Origin of the sequence: Kocuria sp. TGY1127_2, assembly GCF_013394385.1 — a bacterium.
Lineage (GTDB): Bacteria > Actinomycetota > Actinomycetes > Actinomycetales > Micrococcaceae > Rothia.
In genome coordinates this window covers 2,768,796-2,786,979 of sequence record NZ_AP022834.1, presented here as the reverse complement: position 1 = coordinate 2,786,979, position 18,184 = coordinate 2,768,796, and the positions used below count along the sequence as shown (strand labels likewise).

At 65.0% G+C, this 18,184-nt stretch carries 15 protein-coding genes and 3 pseudogenes; 3 read left to right on the top strand and 15 right to left on the bottom strand.

Features of this window, described 5'->3' with window-relative positions; translation table 11 throughout:
• Nucleotides 1–409 precede the first annotated feature (409 nt).
• Nucleotides 410–2,272, top strand: coding sequence for a S8 family peptidase (locus sake_RS12425; RefSeq protein WP_243155697.1), 1,863 nt, complete (start codon nucleotides 410–412; stop codon nucleotides 2,270–2,272).
• Between the two features lie 163 nt (nucleotides 2,273–2,435).
• Here the strand turns inward: sake_RS12425 and sake_RS12420 are convergent.
• A pseudogene (locus tag sake_RS12420) lies at nucleotides 2,436–3,215 on the bottom strand (LLM class flavin-dependent oxidoreductase); the annotation flags it as partial.
• A 36-nt stretch (nucleotides 3,216–3,251) separates the two neighbouring features.
• Nucleotides 3,252–3,641, bottom strand: coding sequence for a heavy metal-responsive transcriptional regulator (locus sake_RS12415; RefSeq protein ID WP_042529932.1), 390 nt, complete (start codon nucleotides 3,639–3,641; stop codon nucleotides 3,252–3,254).
• Nucleotides 3,642–3,747: 106 nt separating this feature from the next.
• Between sake_RS12415 and merA the strand changes: the two genes are divergently transcribed.
• Together merA and sake_RS12405 are read left to right on the top strand one after the other, a co-directional pair.
• Entirely contained in the window at nucleotides 3,748–5,172 is a 1,425-nt protein-coding gene (gene merA / locus sake_RS12410) for a mercury(II) reductase (RefSeq protein ID WP_178946172.1), read from the top strand.
• 49 nt (nucleotides 5,173–5,221) lie between these two features.
• A complete protein-coding gene (locus tag sake_RS12405; RefSeq protein ID WP_081275423.1) occupies nucleotides 5,222–5,524 on the top strand; it encodes a hypothetical protein in 303 nt (100 codons plus the stop codon).
• Nucleotides 5,525–5,542: 18 nt separating this feature from the next.
• Here the strand turns inward: sake_RS12405 and sake_RS12400 are convergent, their stop codons facing one another.
• The 13 genes and pseudogenes from sake_RS12400 to sake_RS12340 all read right to left on the bottom strand — a co-directional run bounded on the left by sake_RS12400 (nucleotide 5,543) and on the right by sake_RS12340 (nucleotide 18,183).
• Complete coding sequence (locus tag sake_RS12400; RefSeq protein WP_371811897.1) at nucleotides 5,543–6,430, bottom strand: hypothetical protein; 888 nt, start codon at nucleotides 6,428–6,430, stop codon at nucleotides 5,543–5,545.
• Between the two features lie 412 nt (nucleotides 6,431–6,842).
• Nucleotides 6,843–7,205, bottom strand: a pseudogene (locus sake_RS13655) (relaxase/mobilization nuclease domain-containing protein); the annotation flags it as partial.
• Nucleotides 7,206–7,300: 95 nt separating this feature from the next.
• Nucleotides 7,301–7,891 carry a hypothetical protein gene (locus sake_RS12390; protein WP_178946170.1) on the bottom strand — a complete coding sequence of 197 codons (591 nt, stop codon included), beginning with the start codon at nucleotides 7,889–7,891 and terminating at the stop codon, nucleotides 7,301–7,303.
• Nucleotides 7,888–10,188 (bottom strand): hypothetical protein, encoded by a 2,301-nt coding sequence (locus sake_RS12385; protein ID WP_178945174.1) that lies wholly within the window; start codon nucleotides 10,186–10,188, stop codon nucleotides 7,888–7,890. The genes sake_RS12390 and sake_RS12385 overlap by 4 nt, the downstream gene beginning before the upstream one ends.
• Nucleotides 10,185–10,433: a helix-turn-helix domain-containing protein gene (locus tag sake_RS12380; protein ID WP_166824972.1), complete on the bottom strand. Its 249-nt coding sequence runs from the start codon at nucleotides 10,431–10,433 to the stop codon at nucleotides 10,185–10,187. The genes sake_RS12385 and sake_RS12380 overlap by 4 nt, the downstream gene beginning before the upstream one ends.
• Nucleotides 10,433–10,645, bottom strand: a complete 213-nt coding sequence (locus sake_RS12375; protein WP_003780572.1) for a hypothetical protein — start codon at nucleotides 10,643–10,645, stop codon at nucleotides 10,433–10,435. The genes sake_RS12380 and sake_RS12375 overlap by 1 nt, the downstream gene beginning before the upstream one ends.
• A gap of 181 nt (nucleotides 10,646–10,826) precedes the next feature.
• Nucleotides 10,827–12,263: a recombinase family protein gene (locus sake_RS12370; RefSeq protein ID WP_123045101.1), complete on the bottom strand. Its 1,437-nt coding sequence runs from the start codon at nucleotides 12,261–12,263 to the stop codon at nucleotides 10,827–10,829.
• A 45-nt stretch (nucleotides 12,264–12,308) separates the two neighbouring features.
• Nucleotides 12,309–12,566: pseudogene (locus sake_RS12365) on the bottom strand (LLM class flavin-dependent oxidoreductase); the annotation flags it as partial.
• 89 nt (nucleotides 12,567–12,655) lie between these two features.
• A complete protein-coding gene (locus sake_RS12360) occupies nucleotides 12,656–13,993 on the bottom strand; it encodes an MFS transporter (protein WP_129360217.1) in 1,338 nt (445 codons plus the stop codon).
• Nucleotides 13,994–14,030: 37 nt separating this feature from the next.
• Nucleotides 14,031–14,486 carry a MaoC family dehydratase gene (locus sake_RS12355; RefSeq protein ID WP_129360218.1) on the bottom strand — a complete coding sequence of 152 codons (456 nt, stop codon included), beginning with the start codon at nucleotides 14,484–14,486 and terminating at the stop codon, nucleotides 14,031–14,033.
• 43 nt (nucleotides 14,487–14,529) lie between these two features.
• Nucleotides 14,530–16,035, bottom strand: a complete 1,506-nt coding sequence (locus sake_RS12350) for a long-chain fatty acid--CoA ligase (RefSeq protein WP_129360219.1) — start codon at nucleotides 16,033–16,035, stop codon at nucleotides 14,530–14,532.
• 29 nt (nucleotides 16,036–16,064) lie between these two features.
• Nucleotides 16,065–17,270 (bottom strand): acyl-CoA dehydrogenase family protein, encoded by a 1,206-nt coding sequence (locus sake_RS12345; protein ID WP_178946169.1) that lies wholly within the window; start codon nucleotides 17,268–17,270, stop codon nucleotides 16,065–16,067.
• 1 nt (nucleotide 17,271) lies between these two features.
• Nucleotides 17,272–18,183 carry an amidohydrolase family protein gene (locus sake_RS12340; RefSeq protein ID WP_178946168.1) on the bottom strand — a complete coding sequence of 304 codons (912 nt, stop codon included), beginning with the start codon at nucleotides 18,181–18,183 and terminating at the stop codon, nucleotides 17,272–17,274.
• Nucleotide 18,184 lies beyond the last annotated feature (1 nt).

The following is an 18,184-nucleotide window of genomic DNA, read 5'->3' as shown; positions in this document are numbered from 1 at the left end:
GCCCGCATGCTGTGTCCGTAGCGGTGGCTTTGATCGCAGAAGTATTCGCTCGGTGGACGCCCTGGGTCCGCGCCTGGGCAGAAGTGATCCTGCCCCACAGCTGCTCCGCGAGCTCGCGGGTGATCTGGAGTCGTCGCACCAGAGTCGAATACGGACGTCGATTCTGTGCGTTTGGGGGTCGTGCGAGTGTGCCGTTTCCTTCTGCCGCCCGGTCCTCATCGATATCCCGAATTGTGTTTCATGCCGATATAATTCCAAAGCTATTCTTTTGATTTTAACTTTTCTCTGCAAGTGTTGTACTTTTCTTTTTGGACGTGACGAACCTATCTGTCCGTCCGATACCGCTGCGAACCAGTCCGGTATTCCGCCGCGGTTTCGTCATCAGTCATCACTTAGCTGAGGATAAGAAATGCAAAACTCTGACAAAGTCCCTTTGGACAAGATAAAACGTAGGGGTTCATTCATTGCCGTCCCCGGGTTTGCCCGCCGGTGGGCATGCACGCTGACCGCCGCGACCATGATCGCGGGCTCGTTCGGTGCGGCCACGGGCGCGACGACCGCAGCCCGAGCCGTCGACGCCCCTTCGTCCGCGTCCGCGGAGGCGCTGATCGAGGACAGCCGGCTCGACCTGAATCAGGGCGAGGCCGACAGATTCGTCGTCAAGTACAAAGACGGCTACCACCCCGCTGAGGAGCGTGACCGGATCCTCAGCGACGCGGAACGGTCCACGGGCACGGAAGCGACTGAGATTCGCGAGGGTGCCGACAACCGCTTCGTCGTCGTCACCGAAGAGAAACTGGACCAGCGCGAGTCTGGCGAATTCATCCGCTCCTTGGAGAGCGATGCCGCCGTCGACTACGTCAAGCGGGATTCGCGGGTGACTATTGACGAGGACGCACTGAAGACGTCCGAAGTTCAGAAAGCCACCGACGCGCCGAAGACTCCGGCACCAACCGACGACGAGTTCTACGCCAGCCTGTGGGGCCTTCATGGCGAGTGGGGTGCGAACGTTCCCGGCGTATGGGAGAGGTCTACGGGCAAGGACGTCACCGTGGCGGTGCTGGACACGGGGATAACCGATCACCCGGACCTCCAGGACAACTTGATTCCTGGTTATGACTTCATTTCCGACCCTGGTTCCGCTCGGGATGGTGACGGCAGAGACTCTGACCCTCATGACCAAGGGGACTGGTACGGCGCGAACGAATGCACGGCAGGCAATAAGCCCAAGAGCTCCTCGTGGCACGGCACGCACGTCGCCGGAACCATAGCCGCCCTACAGAACAACCGCCAGGGGATCTCCGGGGTTGCGCCCCATGCGAAGATCCAGCCTGTGCGTGTTCTGGGCAAATGCGGTGGGTGGACCTCCGACATCGCCGATGCGATCACGTGGGCTTCCGGAGGTAAGGTTCCCGGCGTCCCGATGAACGATAAGCCCGCTCAGGTCATCAACATGTCCCTGGGTGGCCGTGGACAATGCGGAAGGATCTACCAGGACGCCGTTAACGGGGCCGTTGCACGTGGGACCACTGTGGTCGTCTCCGCAGGGAACAGCACGGCCGATGCCGCAGGGTTCACGCCGGCCAACTGCAGCAACATTGTGACGGTAGGGGCGAGTGACGCCAAGGGTGAGCTGGCCTACTACTCGAACTTCGGATCTACCCTGGACATCATGGCACCGGGTGGCGACGTGCGAACCCGGGGAGGCGGCATTCTTTCTACGCTCAACTCCGGAACGACGACGCCCTCTGCGCCCGTCTACAGCTGGTACCAGGGAACTTCGATGGCCTCGCCTCATGTCAGTGGGGTCGTCGCGCTGATGAAGTCGGCGGCACCCGAGCTGACGCCGTCTCGCATCAAGGAAGTTCTGAAGTCCTCCGCCAGGCCGATGGGTGTGGCCTGCGGACTTGGGTGTGGCGCCGGGCTGATTGATGCCCAAAAGGCGTTCGATGCCGTCGCGCCTGCCCCGGAGAAGCCCGCACCAAAACCCACTCCGGAGCCCAAGCCGACTCCCGCACCCGTGGTGCCTGCACCCCCGACTCCCGCACCCGAAAAGCCGAGTCCAGGACCTCAGCCGGTGAAGCCGAAGCCCGTAAAGCCGAAGCCGACGCCTGTGAAGCCCAAGCCGAAGCCGAAGCCGGTGAAGCCGAAGCCGACGCCCGTAAAGCCGAAGCCGACGCCTGTGAAGCCCAAGCCGGATAAGCCGTGGTACGCCTCCTGGTGGGAGCGGGTCGTCGACTGGTGGAATAACCTGTGGTACCGCCTGAGCTGATCTAGGATCACGCTCCCTCATTCCCTGCGCGCCGAGGCAACGAGTCCGTACTTCGGATGCGGGCCTGCACATCGGGTAATCAGGTTGCCTGATATGCATGCCCCTCGTGTTGCCCGGCGCGCGGGGACCACGGGTTTCGGGTAGGGCGGCCCGTCTCCGGCCGCTAGCGCCACCCCAATGCCGGGGCGACGTGGGTCAGGATCGACTCGATCACGTGGGCGTTGTAATCAACACCCAATTGGTTCGGCACGGTCAGCAGGAGAGTGTCTGCGGCCTGGATCGCTTCGTCGGCGCGCAACTGCTCAATGAGGGCCTCGGGCTCGTCCGCGTAGGAGCGGCCGAATACGGATCTGGTGTTGTCGATGTACCCGACCTGGTCATCGCGTTCTCCGGTACCCAGGAAATAGCGCCTGTCCTGGTCGTTCGTGATTGCGAAGATCGAACGGGAAACCGAGGTGCGGGGATCGAAGCCGTGGTCGTGCTGGGCCCACTCCTCTCGGAAGGCCTCGATCTGCTTGCGCTGTTGCACGTGGAAGGGCTCACCCGATTCGTCGTCCTTGAGCGTGGAGGACATGAGGTTCATGCCGTTCTGAGCTGCCCAGCGTGCAGTCGCATCCGATCCGGCACCCCACCACATGCGGTTGCGGAGCCCCTCGGAATAGGGCTCAACACGTAGAAGCCCGGGCGGATTCGGGAACATCGGCTGCGGGTTGGGGCGCGCAAAGTGTTTGCCCGACAGAGCCGCGAGGGCGACCTCGGTGTGCCGGCGTGCCATGTCCGCGTCGGATTCGCCGTCCTCCGGTTCGAAGCCGAAATAGCGCCACCCGTCGATGACCTGTTCGGGCGAGCCTCGCGAAATGCCGAGTTGCAGACGTCCGCCGGCGATGAGGTCAGTTGCCCCGGCGTCCTCGGCGAAAGCGAGAGGATTGACGTAGCGCATGTTCGTGTTATGGCTCTCGTTTTCTCGGTCCGCGTCCCTCTACAGGTACCGGCAGACCTGGTCTGGGCTGCATGTGTCGGGGTCCGGGTGCGCGGCGTCGTGCCGGAGGTCGGCGATGGTGCCGTGCAGGGCGGTGAGCTGGGCGATCTGCTGCTCGATCTCGGCCAGGCGCGCGTCGAGGAGGTCTCGCACGTGCTCGCAGGGCGCGTGGCCGCTGTCGCGGATGTCGAGGATTTGGCGGATCTGGGCGAGGGTGAGGCCTGCGGCCTGGCCACGGTGAACGAAGTCGATCCGGGCGACGGCGTCGGGCGCGTAGTCGCGGTACCCGGATGGCGTCCGGTCGGCCGGGGGCAGCAGTCCCTGCTCTTCGTAGAACCGGAGCGTCTTCGAGGTGGTGCCCGCGCGTTCGGCGAGTTCTCCGATGCGCATTGCGGCCTCCGATCATTCGGCAGGGGCCACGCTTGACCTTCCCCTGCACTGGAAGGTCCAGTATGGCTGAAACGGAACAGAAGTCCAAGCCTTGACGGGAGCAGCGATGCCTACGAAGTACGATCTCGCCATCATCGGATCGGGCGGCGGAGCGTTCGCCGCCGCGATTCGCGCGACCATGCTCGGGAAGTCGGTGGTGATGATCGAGCGTGGCACGCTCGGCGGCACCTGCGTGAACACGGGCTGCGTGCCGTCGAAGGCCCTCATCGCCGCCGCCGATGCACGGCACGTCGCCGCCGACGCCGCCGACCGGTTCCCGGGGATCGCGACGACGGCAGGCCCAGTGGACATGCCCGCGCTGATCGCCGGGAAGCAGGCGTTGGTCGAGACGATGCGGGGCGAGAAGTACGCCGACGTCGCCGATTCATACGGGTGGCACGTCCGGCGGGGAGACGCCGGGTTCGCGGGCACCCCGGACGCGCCGGTGTTGGAGGTCACCGCCGCAGACGGAGCGGTCGAGACGATCGAGGCCGAGCACTACCTGGTCGCCACCGGTGCGCGGCCGTGGGCTCCGCCGATCGACGGCCTGGACGAGGCCGGGTACCTGACCTCGACCACGGCGATGGACCTGACCGAGGTCCCCGAGTCGATGCTGGTGCTCGGCGGCGGCTACGTCGCCCTGGAGCAGGCGCAGCTGTTCGCCCGCCTCGGCTCCCAGGTCACCGTGCTGGTGCGGTCCCGGCTCGCGTCGAAGGAGGAGCCGGAGGTGTCCCGGACACTGCAGGAGGTGTTCGCCGACGAGGGCATCCGGGTGGTCCGCCGCGCGGTGCCGACCCGGGTGTCCCGGGACGCGGCGACCGGGCAGGTCGTGGTTACCGCGGACGTGTCCGGCGGCTCGCAGGAGTTCCGCGCCGACCAGGTGCTCGTCGCCCTCGGACGCCGTCCCGTCACCGACGGCTTGAACCTCGATGCGGTCGGGGTGAAGACCGGGGACTCCGGCGAGGTGGTCGTCTCCGACCATCTGCAGTCGTCGAACCCGCGGATCTGGGCCGCGGGCGACGTGACCGGGCACCCGGAGTTCGTCTACGTCGCGGCCCACCACGGCACCCTCGTCGCCGAGAACGCGTACGCCGACGCCGACCGGTCCGTCGACTACTCCCATCTGCCGCGGGTGACGTTCACCGGACCGGCGATCGGCGCGGTCGGGATGACCGAGAAGGAGGTCGTCGCCGCGGGGATCCGCTGCGACTGCCGCGTGCTGCCCCTGGAGTATGTGCCCCGGGCGGTGATCAACCGCGACACCCGCGGGTTCATCAAGATCGTCGTGAACGCCGATACGAGCGAGATCCTCGGCCTCACCGCCGTCGCCAAGGACGCCGGGGAACTCGCCGCCGCAGGCGTCCACGTGCTCGGCAAGACCATCGCCGAAGTCGCCGACGCCTGGGCCCCCTACCTGACCATGACCGAAGGCATCCGGATCGCCGCGAAGTCCTTCACCACCGACCCGTCACTGCTCTCGTGCTGCGCATGAACGGCAACGCATGCAATCGGGGAGATCTCATCCGGAAGAGGTGCAGACGATGAGCGCCGATCACGACCGCGACGAACGGCGCGCCGGTCCCATCGTCGCCGCAGGGACCGGGCTGCTCCTACTGGCATGCTGCGCGCTTCCGTTGCTGCTCTGCTGCGGCCTGCCGCTCATCGCGGCGGGCGGAGCACTCGCAGGCGTCGGAGGGCTCCTCGGCAATCCCTGGATCATCGGTGCCGGGATCGCCGTCGCGATGGCCGTCACGGCCGGGATGCTCGTCAGGCTACGGCGGCGGCACCGAGGCCGCAGGACTGGCTGCTGCGAAAATCCTTCGACTGCTGATCGGAACCGGTAGCTCGATCGGATCCAGCCATCACCGCCAACGGGGCCACCTCGGCATCCCGCGGCCCTTCCAGGTCTCCACGAGACCGGCGACCCAGCGGACGGACGCGAAGAGTCCGTAGCCGGCCCCGGCGAGGCCCATGGAGACCACGAGCCAGCGACCGATCCCGAGCCACACGCTCCCGTCCACGTCGAGGGCCCACTGAGCGCCCGTGATAAGCCCGGCGACGGCCATCCAAACACCCGCGACGATCACTGCGACCGGCAACAGCGCGAGGCACATCGACGCGGCGACAGACCAAAGCTGACGGGCCTCCAGCTTCGCCGTTGTGGCGATGATCTTTTCGGCCCGCTCGTTCGCGGCGTCAATCTTGGCTGTTGCCACGGCCCCGGCGTCGGCAGCGGCCCTCTCGATCGACTGCACAGCCTGATCCCGGGCCGTGCTGATCGCGCTCGTCGCCTCGGCGCTGGCTTGGGTGATCGACTCCCGCCAGGCCTTCTGCGCACCGTTCGCGGCCCGCTCGAACTTAGCCCGGCTCTCATCGAGATGCTTGGCGGCAGCCTCGGACTTAGAGGCTGAGCCCTTCAGACTCTCCCCGTTGAGGTTCACGCTCATACCCGCGAGAGTGGACGCGATCCCGGCGAGCAGTTCGCTGTTCTCGTTCGACTCCGGCGGCGGCGACGTTGAGGTCAGCTGATGCGAGATCGCGGAGAGCTGCTTCTCCTGCTCCTCGCTGTCCACCTTCACGAACCCCGCGAGCTTCTTCTGCTGCTCGGTCAGCGTGGCGATCCTCGTAGTCTGCGCCTCGACGGCGGCGAGGATCGAGGTCAACAGCTCCATCGTCTCCGGACTGCCGAGCGGTTGCGGCGACTGCACGGGCCCGTTCTGCTGCTTCAGCCTGTCGAGTGCTGCGCTCATGTTCCTGCTCCTTCTGCTGCTGGTGGTAGTCGAAGAACGCCTGCGCGCCCTCCGGGGTGAAGTCCGCCGAGAGTGCGCTCGTGCGCTTGCGGCGCTCGGCACGCCCGGACTCGCCGCGGCGGTCCTCGATGTAGAGCGTCCAGGTCTCCTGCCCGGCGCGTTTGCCCTTCTTGCTGACGGGGCTGTGCAGCCGCATCCGTGGCACCCGATCCCCGTCATCACCGAGCTGCTGGTTCTGCTCCTCGATCACCGAGACCAGACCGGCCTTGTCCACCGCGCGGGGATCGGCCAGCGCCGCACTCATCCGGTCGCCCATCTCGCGGTCGAGCGACCCCTCGGCGAAGTCTTCGCGGCGCAGCTCCCAGTCCTTCGGCGCGTGCTCCAGCCGCTTCACGACCGAGAGCCCGTGCTCGCGCATCAGCTCGTCGTTCGCCGACTGCACGCCCTTCTGATTCCCGGCCTTGCGGTCGTGGAACGTGCGATAGTCCGAGAGCGCCTTTCCCGTGCGGTTGTTGTGATTGAGAACCAAAATATGGTTGTGCGGCTTCTTTCCCCGCCCATCCACATGACTGACGACGAGGCAGTCGGAATCCGGGTGCATCTTCTTGGCGAGCTGGTAGCCCAGGTCGTTCACCCGCTGCACGTGTTCGGGGTTCTTCGGGTCGAACTCCTCGTCGCTGAACGACTGGCGGTAGTGCAGCGCCTCGACCTCGCGCGTCGTGTTCTGCGTGAGCGCCCGAGCGCGCGCCGAGAACGCGCCGGGGCCTCCCGGCACATCGCACGTGATCGCGACGCCCCGCTCGTCCTCCTTGCCCCGGATATAGCGCTCCGTGTCGGCGGCGCTGGCGCTCGGGCTGTAGTGCGTCGTGCTCACGAGGCCGTCCGATCACCGAGCAGGGCGCGGACCTCGCGCAGCAGCTCGATCAGCTCGGGCACCTCCGACGACAGCGCCACCGCCTCACCGGCACGTGCTCGGTGGTCCAGGTCGTTGACGTTGATCGCCAGCGGGCGGATCTGCGCGGCCAGCTCGCGCGCGTCCGCCGACACCTGCGCGCGCGCCTCGACGCCGAGCAGGTGCGCGGCCACGGCGGCGTCCAGCTCCTCGCTCCGAGAGGCGTGGAGGGCATCTCGGACGACGGCCCGCACCCACGTGCTCGGAGCCAGCCCGAGCCGCTTCGCACGAGTGCGAAGCGCCGCGAGCGTGGCCTCTCCGAAGTCGGTATCGAGCTTCGCGCGGCCCCCACGACGACGCTTCGCGCCGCCGTGACTCTGCCGCACAGCCTCCGCATCAGCCCGACCCGTGTTCACCTGGGAGTCGGTCCGCTGCTCCACCTGTACGCCAGAGTGGCAAGCAGTAGCCGTGTCGGACATTTCGCTGAAGCTCATGTCCTCCCCGGCTGCTTGCGAGGGGCCTCCGGCCCCCTCGACCCCCTGGAAGAGCGCATCACGTTCGGTGCTCATCGCGCACCTCCCACGACCAGCAGCCCGCCGTTCGCGCGGAGGCGCTTGACCTTCCGGTCAAGCTCCGCCCGGTGCGCCTCGGCGCGCTGCCGACGCTCGTCCTCGGTGAGCACCGGGCAGGTGTCGGCATGCCGCCCATAGGACGCAGCGGGGCGCGGCGAACAGGTGCACGTCGCCAGCTTGCGCCGCTCCGCCTCCCACCGCTCGATCTCCTTCTCCCGCTTCTTGGCCGCGGCCTCGGCAGCGCGCTGCGCGGCCTCTTCGGCAGCTGCGGCAACAGCCTGCTTGCGTCGTTCGCTCTCCTCGGCGGCAGCAACCTCGATCGCGGCCCTCTGCGCGAGGTACGCGGCCAGCTCGGATTCCGGGATCAGCTCGATCACGTCCCGGTTGTTCTCCATCAGGATCGACACGGCGAGGAAGCGCGCCGCGTCCTGAGCGCCCTTCACCACCGCGACCGGAGCCATCTCGTGCGTCGTCGTGATCTCGCCGAGCGGCTCGCCCTCACGACTCAGCACCGGCTCGATCCGGCGAGCCGCATTCACCGTGACCCTGCGGATGCTCACGAGCATCTCGGCGCGGATCACCGGATAGTCCTGGTGATCATCACCGGTGAGCTGGACCGACTCCGGGATCGACACCTCGACCGCCCACCCGATTCGGCGCAGGAACTCATCGATATCCACCGGCGGGAACCGCTTCGAGCCCTGAGCGTTGAACGCCAGCACGTCGCTGGGCTTGCGCGCCTTCATCGTGAGCCCGAGCGACTGCGGCGTCTCAGTGCTCGACATCATGATCAGACGCGGCGCGACCACCTGCCCGCTACGTGTGTGGCGCTTGTACGCCTCCGTGGCCCGGTGGTTGTCCGTGTATCGCAACGTCTCGTCATACGTCGGCGTGATGTCGAACCGGGCATCATCGTGGTGCGCGATCTTCGCTTCCCCAACGGCCTCCAGCGCATTGCGCCCCGGCGGCTGCACGTACGGCCAGTCGCAGCCGGCCAGAGCAACCAGCGCCTGAGTCTGCGCGGCGACCTCATCGGCGAGGATGCCCTTACCCGACCCCTTCGGTCCGCAGATCGTCAGCACCGACTTGTGCCACGTCGTACCGAGCCCCTCCGCGACCAGAGCGCTCCGCTTCTGCTCGTAGCGCGAACGGAGCAGCTCCAGCCGCGGCAGATCATCGGCGAACGCATCCCGATCAGCGACCTCGGCCGCAGCGAGCGTCATTCCATCCATCACCGCGCGCCGAAGCTTCCGCTTCCGGGCGGTGAGGCTCTTCCCTCCCTCGGCGGCCGACACGCGACCGGCCATGTGTGCGTCCAGCTCGGCGCTGAAGTCGAAGTTCGCCACGACGCGCCCGCGCCCGTACTGGTACTTGCCCGGGTTGCCGTCCTGCGTGCTGTCCGTCAAGTACGTTCGATCGGTCTGGTGCACGCCAGGGATCGCATCGGCCCGCCGCGACTCGTGCGGCAGGTACTCGCAGAAGTCGAAGAACGCCTTCGGCGCGGCACCGGAGCCCTTGTGCTGGTCCCCGCCCTCCTGAGCCACGACCTCCTTCGGCACCCGCACGCGGGCACTCGGGATCTCCAGCGCATTCGAGACCGTGCGGATCTTCGGGCGCTTCTCCTTGAACAGCAGCACGAGGTGCCAGTGCAAGCCCTTGAGACCGACGCACCGGCACTCCACGGTGCCCTCGTCCACTTCCACGAGGCGATCGAGCGGATGAGCGATGAATGCCGACCACATCGCACCGAACTGCTCCTCGAGCAGGGCGAGCCCGGCTTCCAGCTGCTCCTGGCTGCACATCGGCTCACCCGTCTCCGGGTGGTTCGCGTACTGCATCACCGAGAACACCCGCGAGAGCGTCTGAGCGCGCTTCACCTGCTCCGGAGTCTCGGCGGCCTTCTGTGCCTCAAAGAAGGCGCGGGCAGCCTCGATGTGCTCCGGCGACGAAGGCACCTCGAACGGCTCCACGTCATCGCTGGGATCAGCGCCCGGCACATCGAACGCGGAGTAGTCCACTGCGGTATCCGTTTCTGAAACGGATACGCGCGAACCCAAGGAGTCGCGCGTGCACACAGGCATCTGACCAGGGGAAACGTTGTTATCAGTGGTGTCTTCGTCGGTCGTGTATCCGATATCCGTTTTCTGAGCGGGAAAAAGTTTCGGCTCAGAGCCCATGTCCTCGCCGTTCGGAACGACGACGGGCAGCCCGCCTTCGGCGGGTGCCAGGCCAGGCCCTCCGGGCGGGGTCAGGTCGGCGGACACGAGGGCGCTGGTGCGGTCGGTGGTGCTCATCGGGCACCGCCCTTGCTGTAGCGCTTGATTACGGCCTGGTGCGTGACGCCGAGGGCGTCGCCGATCTTCGCCCAGGTCACCCCATCGGCGCGGGCGTCGGCGACGGCGATCTCGACGGACTCCTCCAGCACGGAGCGGAGCACGCCGAGGTCGTAGAGACGTGCCTCGGACTCGGCGAGGGAGGGGTCGCCCTGTCGCCAGCGGAAGCCGTTCACGTGGTCGAAGGCGGAGGAGTTGGCGCTCATCAGTGACCACCGCCCATCACGGCGGCGACCGCGGCGCGCTGTCGCGGGGTCAGGGGCGTGCGAGCCAGGCGTTCACCGGCCAGACGACCAGCAGCACGAGCGGCGGCGATGACGGGATCGAGGCCGTCTGCCTGCGGAGAAGGAGTGGAGCCCTGATCGAGGCCAGGGCGGTCGAGCGCGGATGCGCGGGGAACGTCGATAACGACAGACATCGGAAGTCCTCAGACATGAGTATCTTCCGGTTCCCCGCCACGGTAATTGGGCTGTTTGACCGGCTACTCATCCGGGAGCAGAACCCCGCGCTTCTAAGTCGCGGCCCCGGTGGGATCTTCTTGTCTGCAACCATTCTCCCACGAGTCGACTCACCATTGCAATGACGAGTCGACTCATGAGTCAGTCGCGACGCGGCTCTATACGAATGAGGTCGGGGTCGAACTTCACGTGACCGGGCGCGATGGGCTCGATGGTCACCGTCACCAGCTCGTCCACGAGCATCCGGCGGCGGTCCACGTCCAACGTCTTCCACTTCGCCTCGACCACCTCGCGGCGCTCCGCGGTGCCGACCGGCTCGTCCACGTCCGCGAGCAACTTCGCCGCCACCGACACCGAACGGTCGAGCAGCTCCGCGTCGATCTCATCGATGCGGGCCTTCACGTCGTTGATCGCCGCCGTGATCTCCAGGACCGGCTGATGGATGTCACGCAGCAGCGGGCTCAGCTCCTTCACCCGCTCGACCAGGGCGTTCCGCTCCGTCAGCAACTCCTCGTGATCTGGCCCATCGTCCTCCTGCGGCATCACGAGGTTGTGCACATCCACCGAGGACAAGCGGGTGAGCACCGCCTCGGTCACCATCGCATCGACGGGCTCGCGCTGGCGGGTGAGATGGAACTGCTCGCCGCAGCGATACGTCGGCTGCTTGCGGCTGTTCGTCCCAGAGACGAGCGTCGCCCCGCACTTGCCGCACAGGCCGATCGTGGACAGGAGGTACTTCGGCTGGTTACCCTGCCTCGCCGATCTCCGCACGTTGTCCTCCAGCTTCGACACCGCAGCCCGCCACGTCTGCTCACCGACGATGGGCGGGAACGCGTCGCCCTGCACCGGGTACAGCTCGCCCGACGCGTAGTGCTTGATGTAGCCAGCGTAGAGCGGGTTCGCCAGGAGGTAGCGCACGGCATCGACGGAGAACTCCGACCCGCGGGCGGTGAGATGACCGGCACCGTTCAGATCCTCGCGGATTCGCCGGATCGACAGCGACGGCTCGCCGAGGAACGCGGCGAAGGCCCGCCGGACGGCGTCGGCCTCCTCCGGGATCAGCTCGCCCTCTCGCGTCCACCCGAACGCCTTCCAGGCGCTCGTCGGGATGCCCTCGAAGCGTCGGCGCTCGTTCGACCTGATCTGACGCTCCGCCTTACGCCTGGCCTCGAACCGGGCCAGTGCCGCGAGCATCGTCGCTCGGAACTCACCGTCGGCCGTCGAGAGGTCGATCTCGCCGTCCACGGTGACGACCCGCAGCCCCAGGTCAATCAAGGTGTTGAGGTCCTTCGTGCTGCGCAGCAGCCGGTCCATGTCCACGGCGACCACCATCGAGAAGCGGCCCGCGCGGGCGTCGTCCAGCATCTCGGCCCAGCGGGTGCCAGCGCGGCGCTTCTTCGTCGCCGACACGGCGTTGTCCTCGTAGACCTCGACGACGTTCCAGTCCTTGGCCTCGGCCAGCGCCCTGATCTTCCTCAGCTGCGTATCGACCGTCCAGCGGTCGCCCTTGCGGTCCATGGAGGCGCGGACGTACGCGGCCACCTCGTTCGTCTTCCTCAGCGCTACCAGTTCGACCATGCAACCAAGCTTACGGAACGAGTGTCACAACCGCGACATGCTCTATCGCATGTCGATGACACCGGTCCCGAGCTCTATGCGACTCGTCCTGGCGCCTGCGGCGGCCAAAAGTGGAAAAGGCGAACCCAATTGGCGCGCGAAGTGGTGCACGCGGAAGTAAGCGCCGTCGGCCCCAAGTTCTTCTGCGGCCACAGCCAAATCGACGCTTTGCGCAAGGGCATCGGCTCCGCTCTGAGTGGCAGAAGTGGGATGCGGAGTCCAATGGCCGAAGGAAAGGAAACCGATATTTTTACGAGTGTTCACACCTGGATCAACCGGTCCGTGAGAGTTTCTATTCCGGACTTGCCGCCCCGCAGCTCATCACGTGCGAGGGCAGTCTGCTTTCTCCAGTCTCAGTGCTCGTAGGTCTCCAGATCGTTGTTCTTCGACTCGCGGGTCAGAAGAATGAAGATCGCGGAGACCCCTCCCAAAGCGATCAGGTACCACAGCACCGGCGCAATCTCGCCCTGGGACTTGGCGAAGATCGAGGTGATGATGGTGGGAGTAAAACCCGCCCCGATGAGTGTGGCCAACTGGTAGCCCATGGATGCGCCGGTATACCGCGCTGAGGTTCCGAATTGTTCCGATACGAACGCTGCCAGGGGCCCGTAGATCGCTGCGTGAGAACACAGTCCGATGACCATCGCGAGGAAAATCAACCCTGGGTTGCCCGAGGCGTACCAGCCGAACATGGGAAAGATCAGCATCAGGTAAATGACGGTCCCCGCGATCATGATCGGCTTGCGCCCCACCACGTCGGAGAGTCGGGCCCAGCCGACCACGCACGGAATGCTGATCACGGAGGCAAGAGCGAACAGATATAGAACCAGGGAACGATCGGCGCCGTTGTCGACCGCGTACCCGATGGCGAAGATCGAGATCACCGCCTGCAGGGCAAAACCGCCTGCCCCGCCCAGCATCACCAGAATCAGGTTCTTCGGGCGACGGAGAATTTGCCAGATGGGCAGTTTGGGTTTGTCGCCCAGCTTTTCCTCTTCCTCCACCGCTTCCTTGAAAATCGGGGATTCGGAGACTTTGGACCGAATGAAAATGCCCACCGCGAGCAGAACCACGCTCAACAGGAACGGGATTCTCCACCCCCACTCCAGAAAGGCATCCCCGGTCCAGTGGTTCGCAAGTCCCATCACGGTGGTGCCCAGAGCGGCGCCCATGGGCGCTCCGGCGTTGGTGAAGGAAGCGGCGAAGCCTCGCTTTCCCCCTTTTGCATGTTCGAGGGCCATCAACGCTGCCCCTCCCCATTCACCGCCGATCGCGATTCCCTGAAGGACCCTCAAGACGATCAGAATGACCGCACCCCAAGAGCCGATACTTGCCTGACCGGGTACCAACCCGATCAGCGTCGATGCCGACCCCATGGACAGCATCGACAGTACGAGCATCCTCTTTCGACCGAGACGGTCACCGAAGTGACCGAAGACGGCTCCTCCCAGGGGCCGCGCAATGTAGCCTGCCGCGAATGTGCCGGCCGAGGCGATAGCCCCGGCCAGCGGGTCCAGGTTTGTGAAGAAAACATGTGGGAAAACCAGCGCTGTCGCCGTCGCGTACAGCAGGAAATCGTAGAACTCGATCGTGCTGCCGATGAAGCTCGACGCAATGACTCTTCGAGCCTCGCGTTGTTTGTCCCTTGCGCCGAGCCGCTCTGCTCGGACTTCCGAAGCGGGGATGCTCATTTTTTATCTGGCCTCTCTGCTGACTGACGCCGTGGCATCACGAGTAGAACCTCAAGACGGACCGGGCGACGACGGCCGGCTTGGACGCGCCCTCGGATGTCACCGCGTTGTCGATCTCCACCTGGACCCCGCCTTCGATGTCCTTGACCTCCGCGAGAATCGAGGTCATGCAGACGCGGTCTCCGACTTTCACGGGAGAAGGGAAACGAACCTTCTCCAAGCCGTAGTTGATCTTGGTGGAAACATCCGTGACGTCGAGGATTTCGGCAAACATCGGCAAGGTGAGGGACAGCGTTAAGAATCCGTGGGCGATCGTCGTCCCGTACGGACCGTTCTTGGCACGCTCGGGGTCGACGTGGATGTACTGGTGGTCGCCGGTGGCATCCGCGAACGTATTGACCTGCTCCTGGGTGATTCTCTGGGCCTTGCAGGGGCCGAGTTCTTTGCCCACGAGGTCCTTGAGTTCGGCGAGAGTGGTGTTGACGATGGCCATGGTGGTCTCCTGACGTTGTGCTGTTGTTGTGATCCCGTGGGGATCAGTAGGTCTTGCGCAAAAGGTTCTTCTGGATCTTTCCCGTGGTGGTCCGAGGCATTTCCCCGACCACCAGGACTTCGCGGGGAATCTTGTACTTGGCCAAGCGCTTCGCCAAGTGTTCGCGGATTTGGTTTCCCGTGTGGCTTGCCGCGGATTCGAGGACCACGAAGGCCACTCCGGATTCACCCCATCGCTCGTCCTCGACGCCGATCACGGCCGCTTCCGAGACAGCCGGGATGTTGAGCAGGGCGTTCTCCACCTCGGCCGGATATACGTTTTCTCCGCCGGAGATGTACATGTCCTTCATGCGATCGTGGACGCGCAGATAGCCCTCGTCGTCTACGCTTCCGACGTCGCCGGTGTGGTACCAGCCGTCCTGCAGCACCGAGGCGGTTTCCTCCGGCTTTCCCCAATAACCACTCATGAGGTTTGGGCCGTGGGCCCAGATTTCCCCTGCCTGGCCGGATGCCACATCTTTGCCGTCCAGATCGACGATGCGCGACTCGGTGAAGAAGTGCTCTTTGCCCGCCGTGCCGGCTTTGACTATGCCGTCTCGCGGATCGAGCATCCTCACGCCAGGGGCCGTCTCGGTCATCCCGAATCCTTGGCTGATGGAGATCCCCTTGGCCGCCCACGTGCGGAACATGCGCTCGGGCAACGGAGCGCCGCCGACCATGAGATTTCGCAGCATGGACAAGTCCGCTTCGTCGAACCCCTCTTCGTGGGACAGCGCATCGAGCATCGCCGGAACCATGAACGCCGTGTTCACCCGGTGTTCCGTGAGGGCTTTGAGCGCATCGGCCGCTTTGAACCGTCGATGGATGAGAATCCGTCCGCCCATCATGAACGTGGGGACTGCCAGCATGTTCAAACCAGCGATGTGAAACAGCGGGGCCGCAGCGAGGTTGACGTCGTTCTGCCGAAAGTCTTCCCCGATGAGCGCGTTGAGGTATTGGAAGAGCAGGGCACGGTGGCTGAGCATGACCCCTTTGGGTCTTCCGGTGGTCCCCGACGTGTACATGATCAGGGCCGTATTGTTCTCGTCGAGTGGAATGGTCGCGTCGTCGGTCCCACCGCTGGCGACCAACGGCTCGTACTCACCCTCGTCTACCCCGAACCACGTGATCTTCGGGCCCAGAGCCGTGCGCAATTGGTCCGCATTCTGGGCCTGGTCCTCGCCGTAGAAGACCACCGCGGGAGTGCAATCGCGCAGGATGTAGTCGACTTCCGGAGCCGCAAGCCGTGGATTGATCAGCACGCACACGGCGTCGATCAGCGTCGCCGCGAAGAAGACTTCCAGCAGAGCCGGGTGGTTGAACCCCGCGTACGCGACGCGGTCGCCGGGGCGGATTCCGAGAGTCGTGAGAGCGTCGGCCAGCCGGTTGACCCGCTCAGCGACTTCCGCGTACGTCGTTTCGGATCCCTCGAAGCTGAAAGCGATATCTTCCCCGCGGATCTTGGCGCGGCGCGCGGGATAGGTTCCTATTCCGTATTCAATGGTGGTCATGAGAACTCCTTCGTCCTGGACCGGTGATGCTATGTGTTGGTGCGAGGCAGAAACGAGCCAATACCGGTCAGCGAGCGCCCCACGATCAAGCTGTTGATCTCATGCGTCCCCTCGTAGGAGTAAATGGCTTCGGCATCCGCAAAGTACCGGGCGACGTCGGCCTCCAACGTGATTCCGTTCCCGCCGCAGACCTCTCGGGCCAGGGCAACGGTCTCGCGCATACGAAGACACACGGTCGATTTGGTGAGGGCCGAATGCTCGTCGCGGTAGGAGCCGTTTTCTTGCGCCTCGGACAAGGAAGCGCAGAGTGACAGTGCTTGTGCGACGTTTCCTTGCATTCGGGCCAGTTTCTCTTGGACCAGCTGGAATGAACCCAGCGGTACCCCGAACTGCCGGCGCCGGTCCACGTAACGCAGTGCCGCCTCGAACGCCCCTGCGGCCACGCCCGCCGCGATCCACGCGACGTCCGAACGCATGAGGCGCAACATCCTTGCGACGTCTTTGAAGGAATGAACGTTCTTCAGGCGCAACGACTCCTGGACCGACACGTCCTCCAGCGTGATTTCCGCATTCTGCACGATGCGCAATGCGGTTTTGCCGGAAATGGTCTCCATGCTGACACCGGGTGCTTCGCTGGGCACCAGGAAACCTTTGACCTCGCCATCGTCGTCGTCGCGGGCGAAGATCGCCAACCAGTCAGCCTGGGTGGCCGCGCCGATCCAACGTTTGGTTCCGTTGATTCGCCAGGTCTCGCCCTCGCGCCGGGCCGAGGTGGCCAATCCGCCTGCGACGTCGGAACCGTGCTCGGGCTCGGTGAGACAGAAGACGCCGAAGCGTTCCCAGGAAGCAATCTTGGGGCGCCATTCGGCGACCATCTGATTGTCGCCGCCCTCGAGCACAGCGGTTCGGAACAAGCCCGCTTGTGCCGTGTGGAACGTTGCCACCGAGGCGTCCGTCCGCGCTAGGGTGAAGCACCGGAACCCACGAAATATGGGGCGGGGGTCGGCCTCGAGGGCCGCCGGTTCCACCAAATCCAGATCCACGAGTGGTTGCACGATGGCCTGTGGGAAGCGCGCCTGGTCCCACGCCTCGTTGACAAGGGGTGCGACATCACGCTCGAGGGTTTCCTGAAGGGTCAGGACGAGTCCGCGCTCACTATCGTTCAGCGAGGCGGAAACTCCCAGTGGATCGGACAGCGGAAAAAGCGTCCGAGTCGGATCTGCTGTCATCGACATCTCAGGCCTCCTGCCCCGGGTTCTCGCGCGGCGTCAATCCCAGAAGGTGGGCCGCATTGTTCTTGAGGATGTCCTCGCGAATGTCCTCGCGGAATTCCCTTTTCTCGAAGGCTTTGAGCCAAGCACCGGGCTGGATAAGGGGGTAATCGGTGCCGAACAGTACGCGGTCCGGAAAGAATCGATTGGTGGCCCGGACGAGGGAATCGGGGAAATACTTAGGCGACCAGCCGGACAGGTCGATGTGGACATTGGTCTTATGCGTGGCGATGGAGTTGGCTTCCTCCTGCCACGGAACCGAAGGATGGGCCATGATCACGTCGAGATCGGGAAAATCCGCTGCGACGTCGTCCAACAACATTGGATGGGACAATCGCGCTTTGATTCCGCCGCCCCCTCGCATGCCTGCGCCGATACCGTTCTGGCCTGTATGGAAGAGCGCCGGGACGCCGAGCTCCGTGATCGCCGACCACAGAGGATAGAAGTTCTCATCCGAAGGATCGAAGTCCTGGAGCGAGGGATGGAATTTGAATCCCATGACACCGTGATCGTGTACGAGCGTGCGGGCCTGCTCTATTGCCGCTTCACTCTTGCGGGGGTCCACCGAGCCGAAGGGGATCAGAACGTCAGCATGGTCCGCGGCCTGCTCGGCGATTTCTTCGGAGCTGATGGGGGCGTGATGAAGTGCGGTCTCCGCATCAACCGTGAACACCACGGCTGCCATGCCCCAATCCCTGTACCTCTGAGCGATGGCCTCCAGACGCGGAGTACGGTCCCCGGACCTGAAGTACTTTTCCGAGGCAGCGATGAACTCCCGTGGCATTGACTGGTGTCCGTGAGAGTCTTCCTCGATATGGGTATGGATGTCGATGGCCGAGACGTGTGCGGGGTCCACAGCGCATTCGTAGCGAGACATG

Coding starts and splice junctions, on each gene's coding strand:
- sake_RS12390 (WP_178946170.1), bottom strand. CDS start 7,891: ATGAGCACCGAACGTGATGCGCTCTTCCAGGGGGTCGAGGGGGCCGGA.
- sake_RS12340 (WP_178946168.1), bottom strand. CDS start 18,183: ATGTCTCGCTACGAATGCGCTGTGGACCCCGCACACGTCTCGGCCATC.
- sake_RS12425 (WP_243155697.1), top strand. CDS start 410: ATGCAAAACTCTGACAAAGTCCCTTTGGACAAGATAAAACGTAGGGGT.
- sake_RS12350 (WP_129360219.1), bottom strand. CDS start 16,035: ATGACCACCATTGAATACGGAATAGGAACCTATCCCGCGCGCCGCGCC.
- sake_RS12380 (WP_166824972.1), bottom strand. CDS start 10,433: ATGAGCGCCAACTCCTCCGCCTTCGACCACGTGAACGGCTTCCGCTGG.
- merA (WP_178946172.1), top strand. CDS start 3,748: ATGCCTACGAAGTACGATCTCGCCATCATCGGATCGGGCGGCGGAGCG.
- sake_RS12345 (WP_178946169.1), bottom strand. CDS start 17,270: ATGTCGATGACAGCAGATCCGACTCGGACGCTTTTTCCGCTGTCCGAT.
- sake_RS12375 (WP_003780572.1), bottom strand. CDS start 10,645: ATGTCTGTCGTTATCGACGTTCCCCGCGCATCCGCGCTCGACCGCCCT.
- sake_RS12385 (WP_178945174.1), bottom strand. CDS start 10,188: ATGAGCACCACCGACCGCACCAGCGCCCTCGTGTCCGCCGACCTGACC.
- sake_RS12360 (WP_129360217.1), bottom strand. CDS start 13,993: ATGAGCATCCCCGCTTCGGAAGTCCGAGCAGAGCGGCTCGGCGCAAGG.
- sake_RS12370 (WP_123045101.1), bottom strand. CDS start 12,263: ATGGTCGAACTGGTAGCGCTGAGGAAGACGAACGAGGTGGCCGCGTAC.
- sake_RS12415 (WP_042529932.1), bottom strand. CDS start 3,641: ATGCGCATCGGAGAACTCGCCGAACGCGCGGGCACCACCTCGAAGACG.
- sake_RS12355 (WP_129360218.1), bottom strand. CDS start 14,486: ATGGCCATCGTCAACACCACTCTCGCCGAACTCAAGGACCTCGTGGGC.
- sake_RS12405 (WP_081275423.1), top strand. CDS start 5,222: ATGAGCGCCGATCACGACCGCGACGAACGGCGCGCCGGTCCCATCGTC.
- sake_RS12400 (WP_371811897.1), bottom strand. CDS start 6,430: ATGAGCGCAGCACTCGACAGGCTGAAGCAGCAGAACGGGCCCGTGCAG.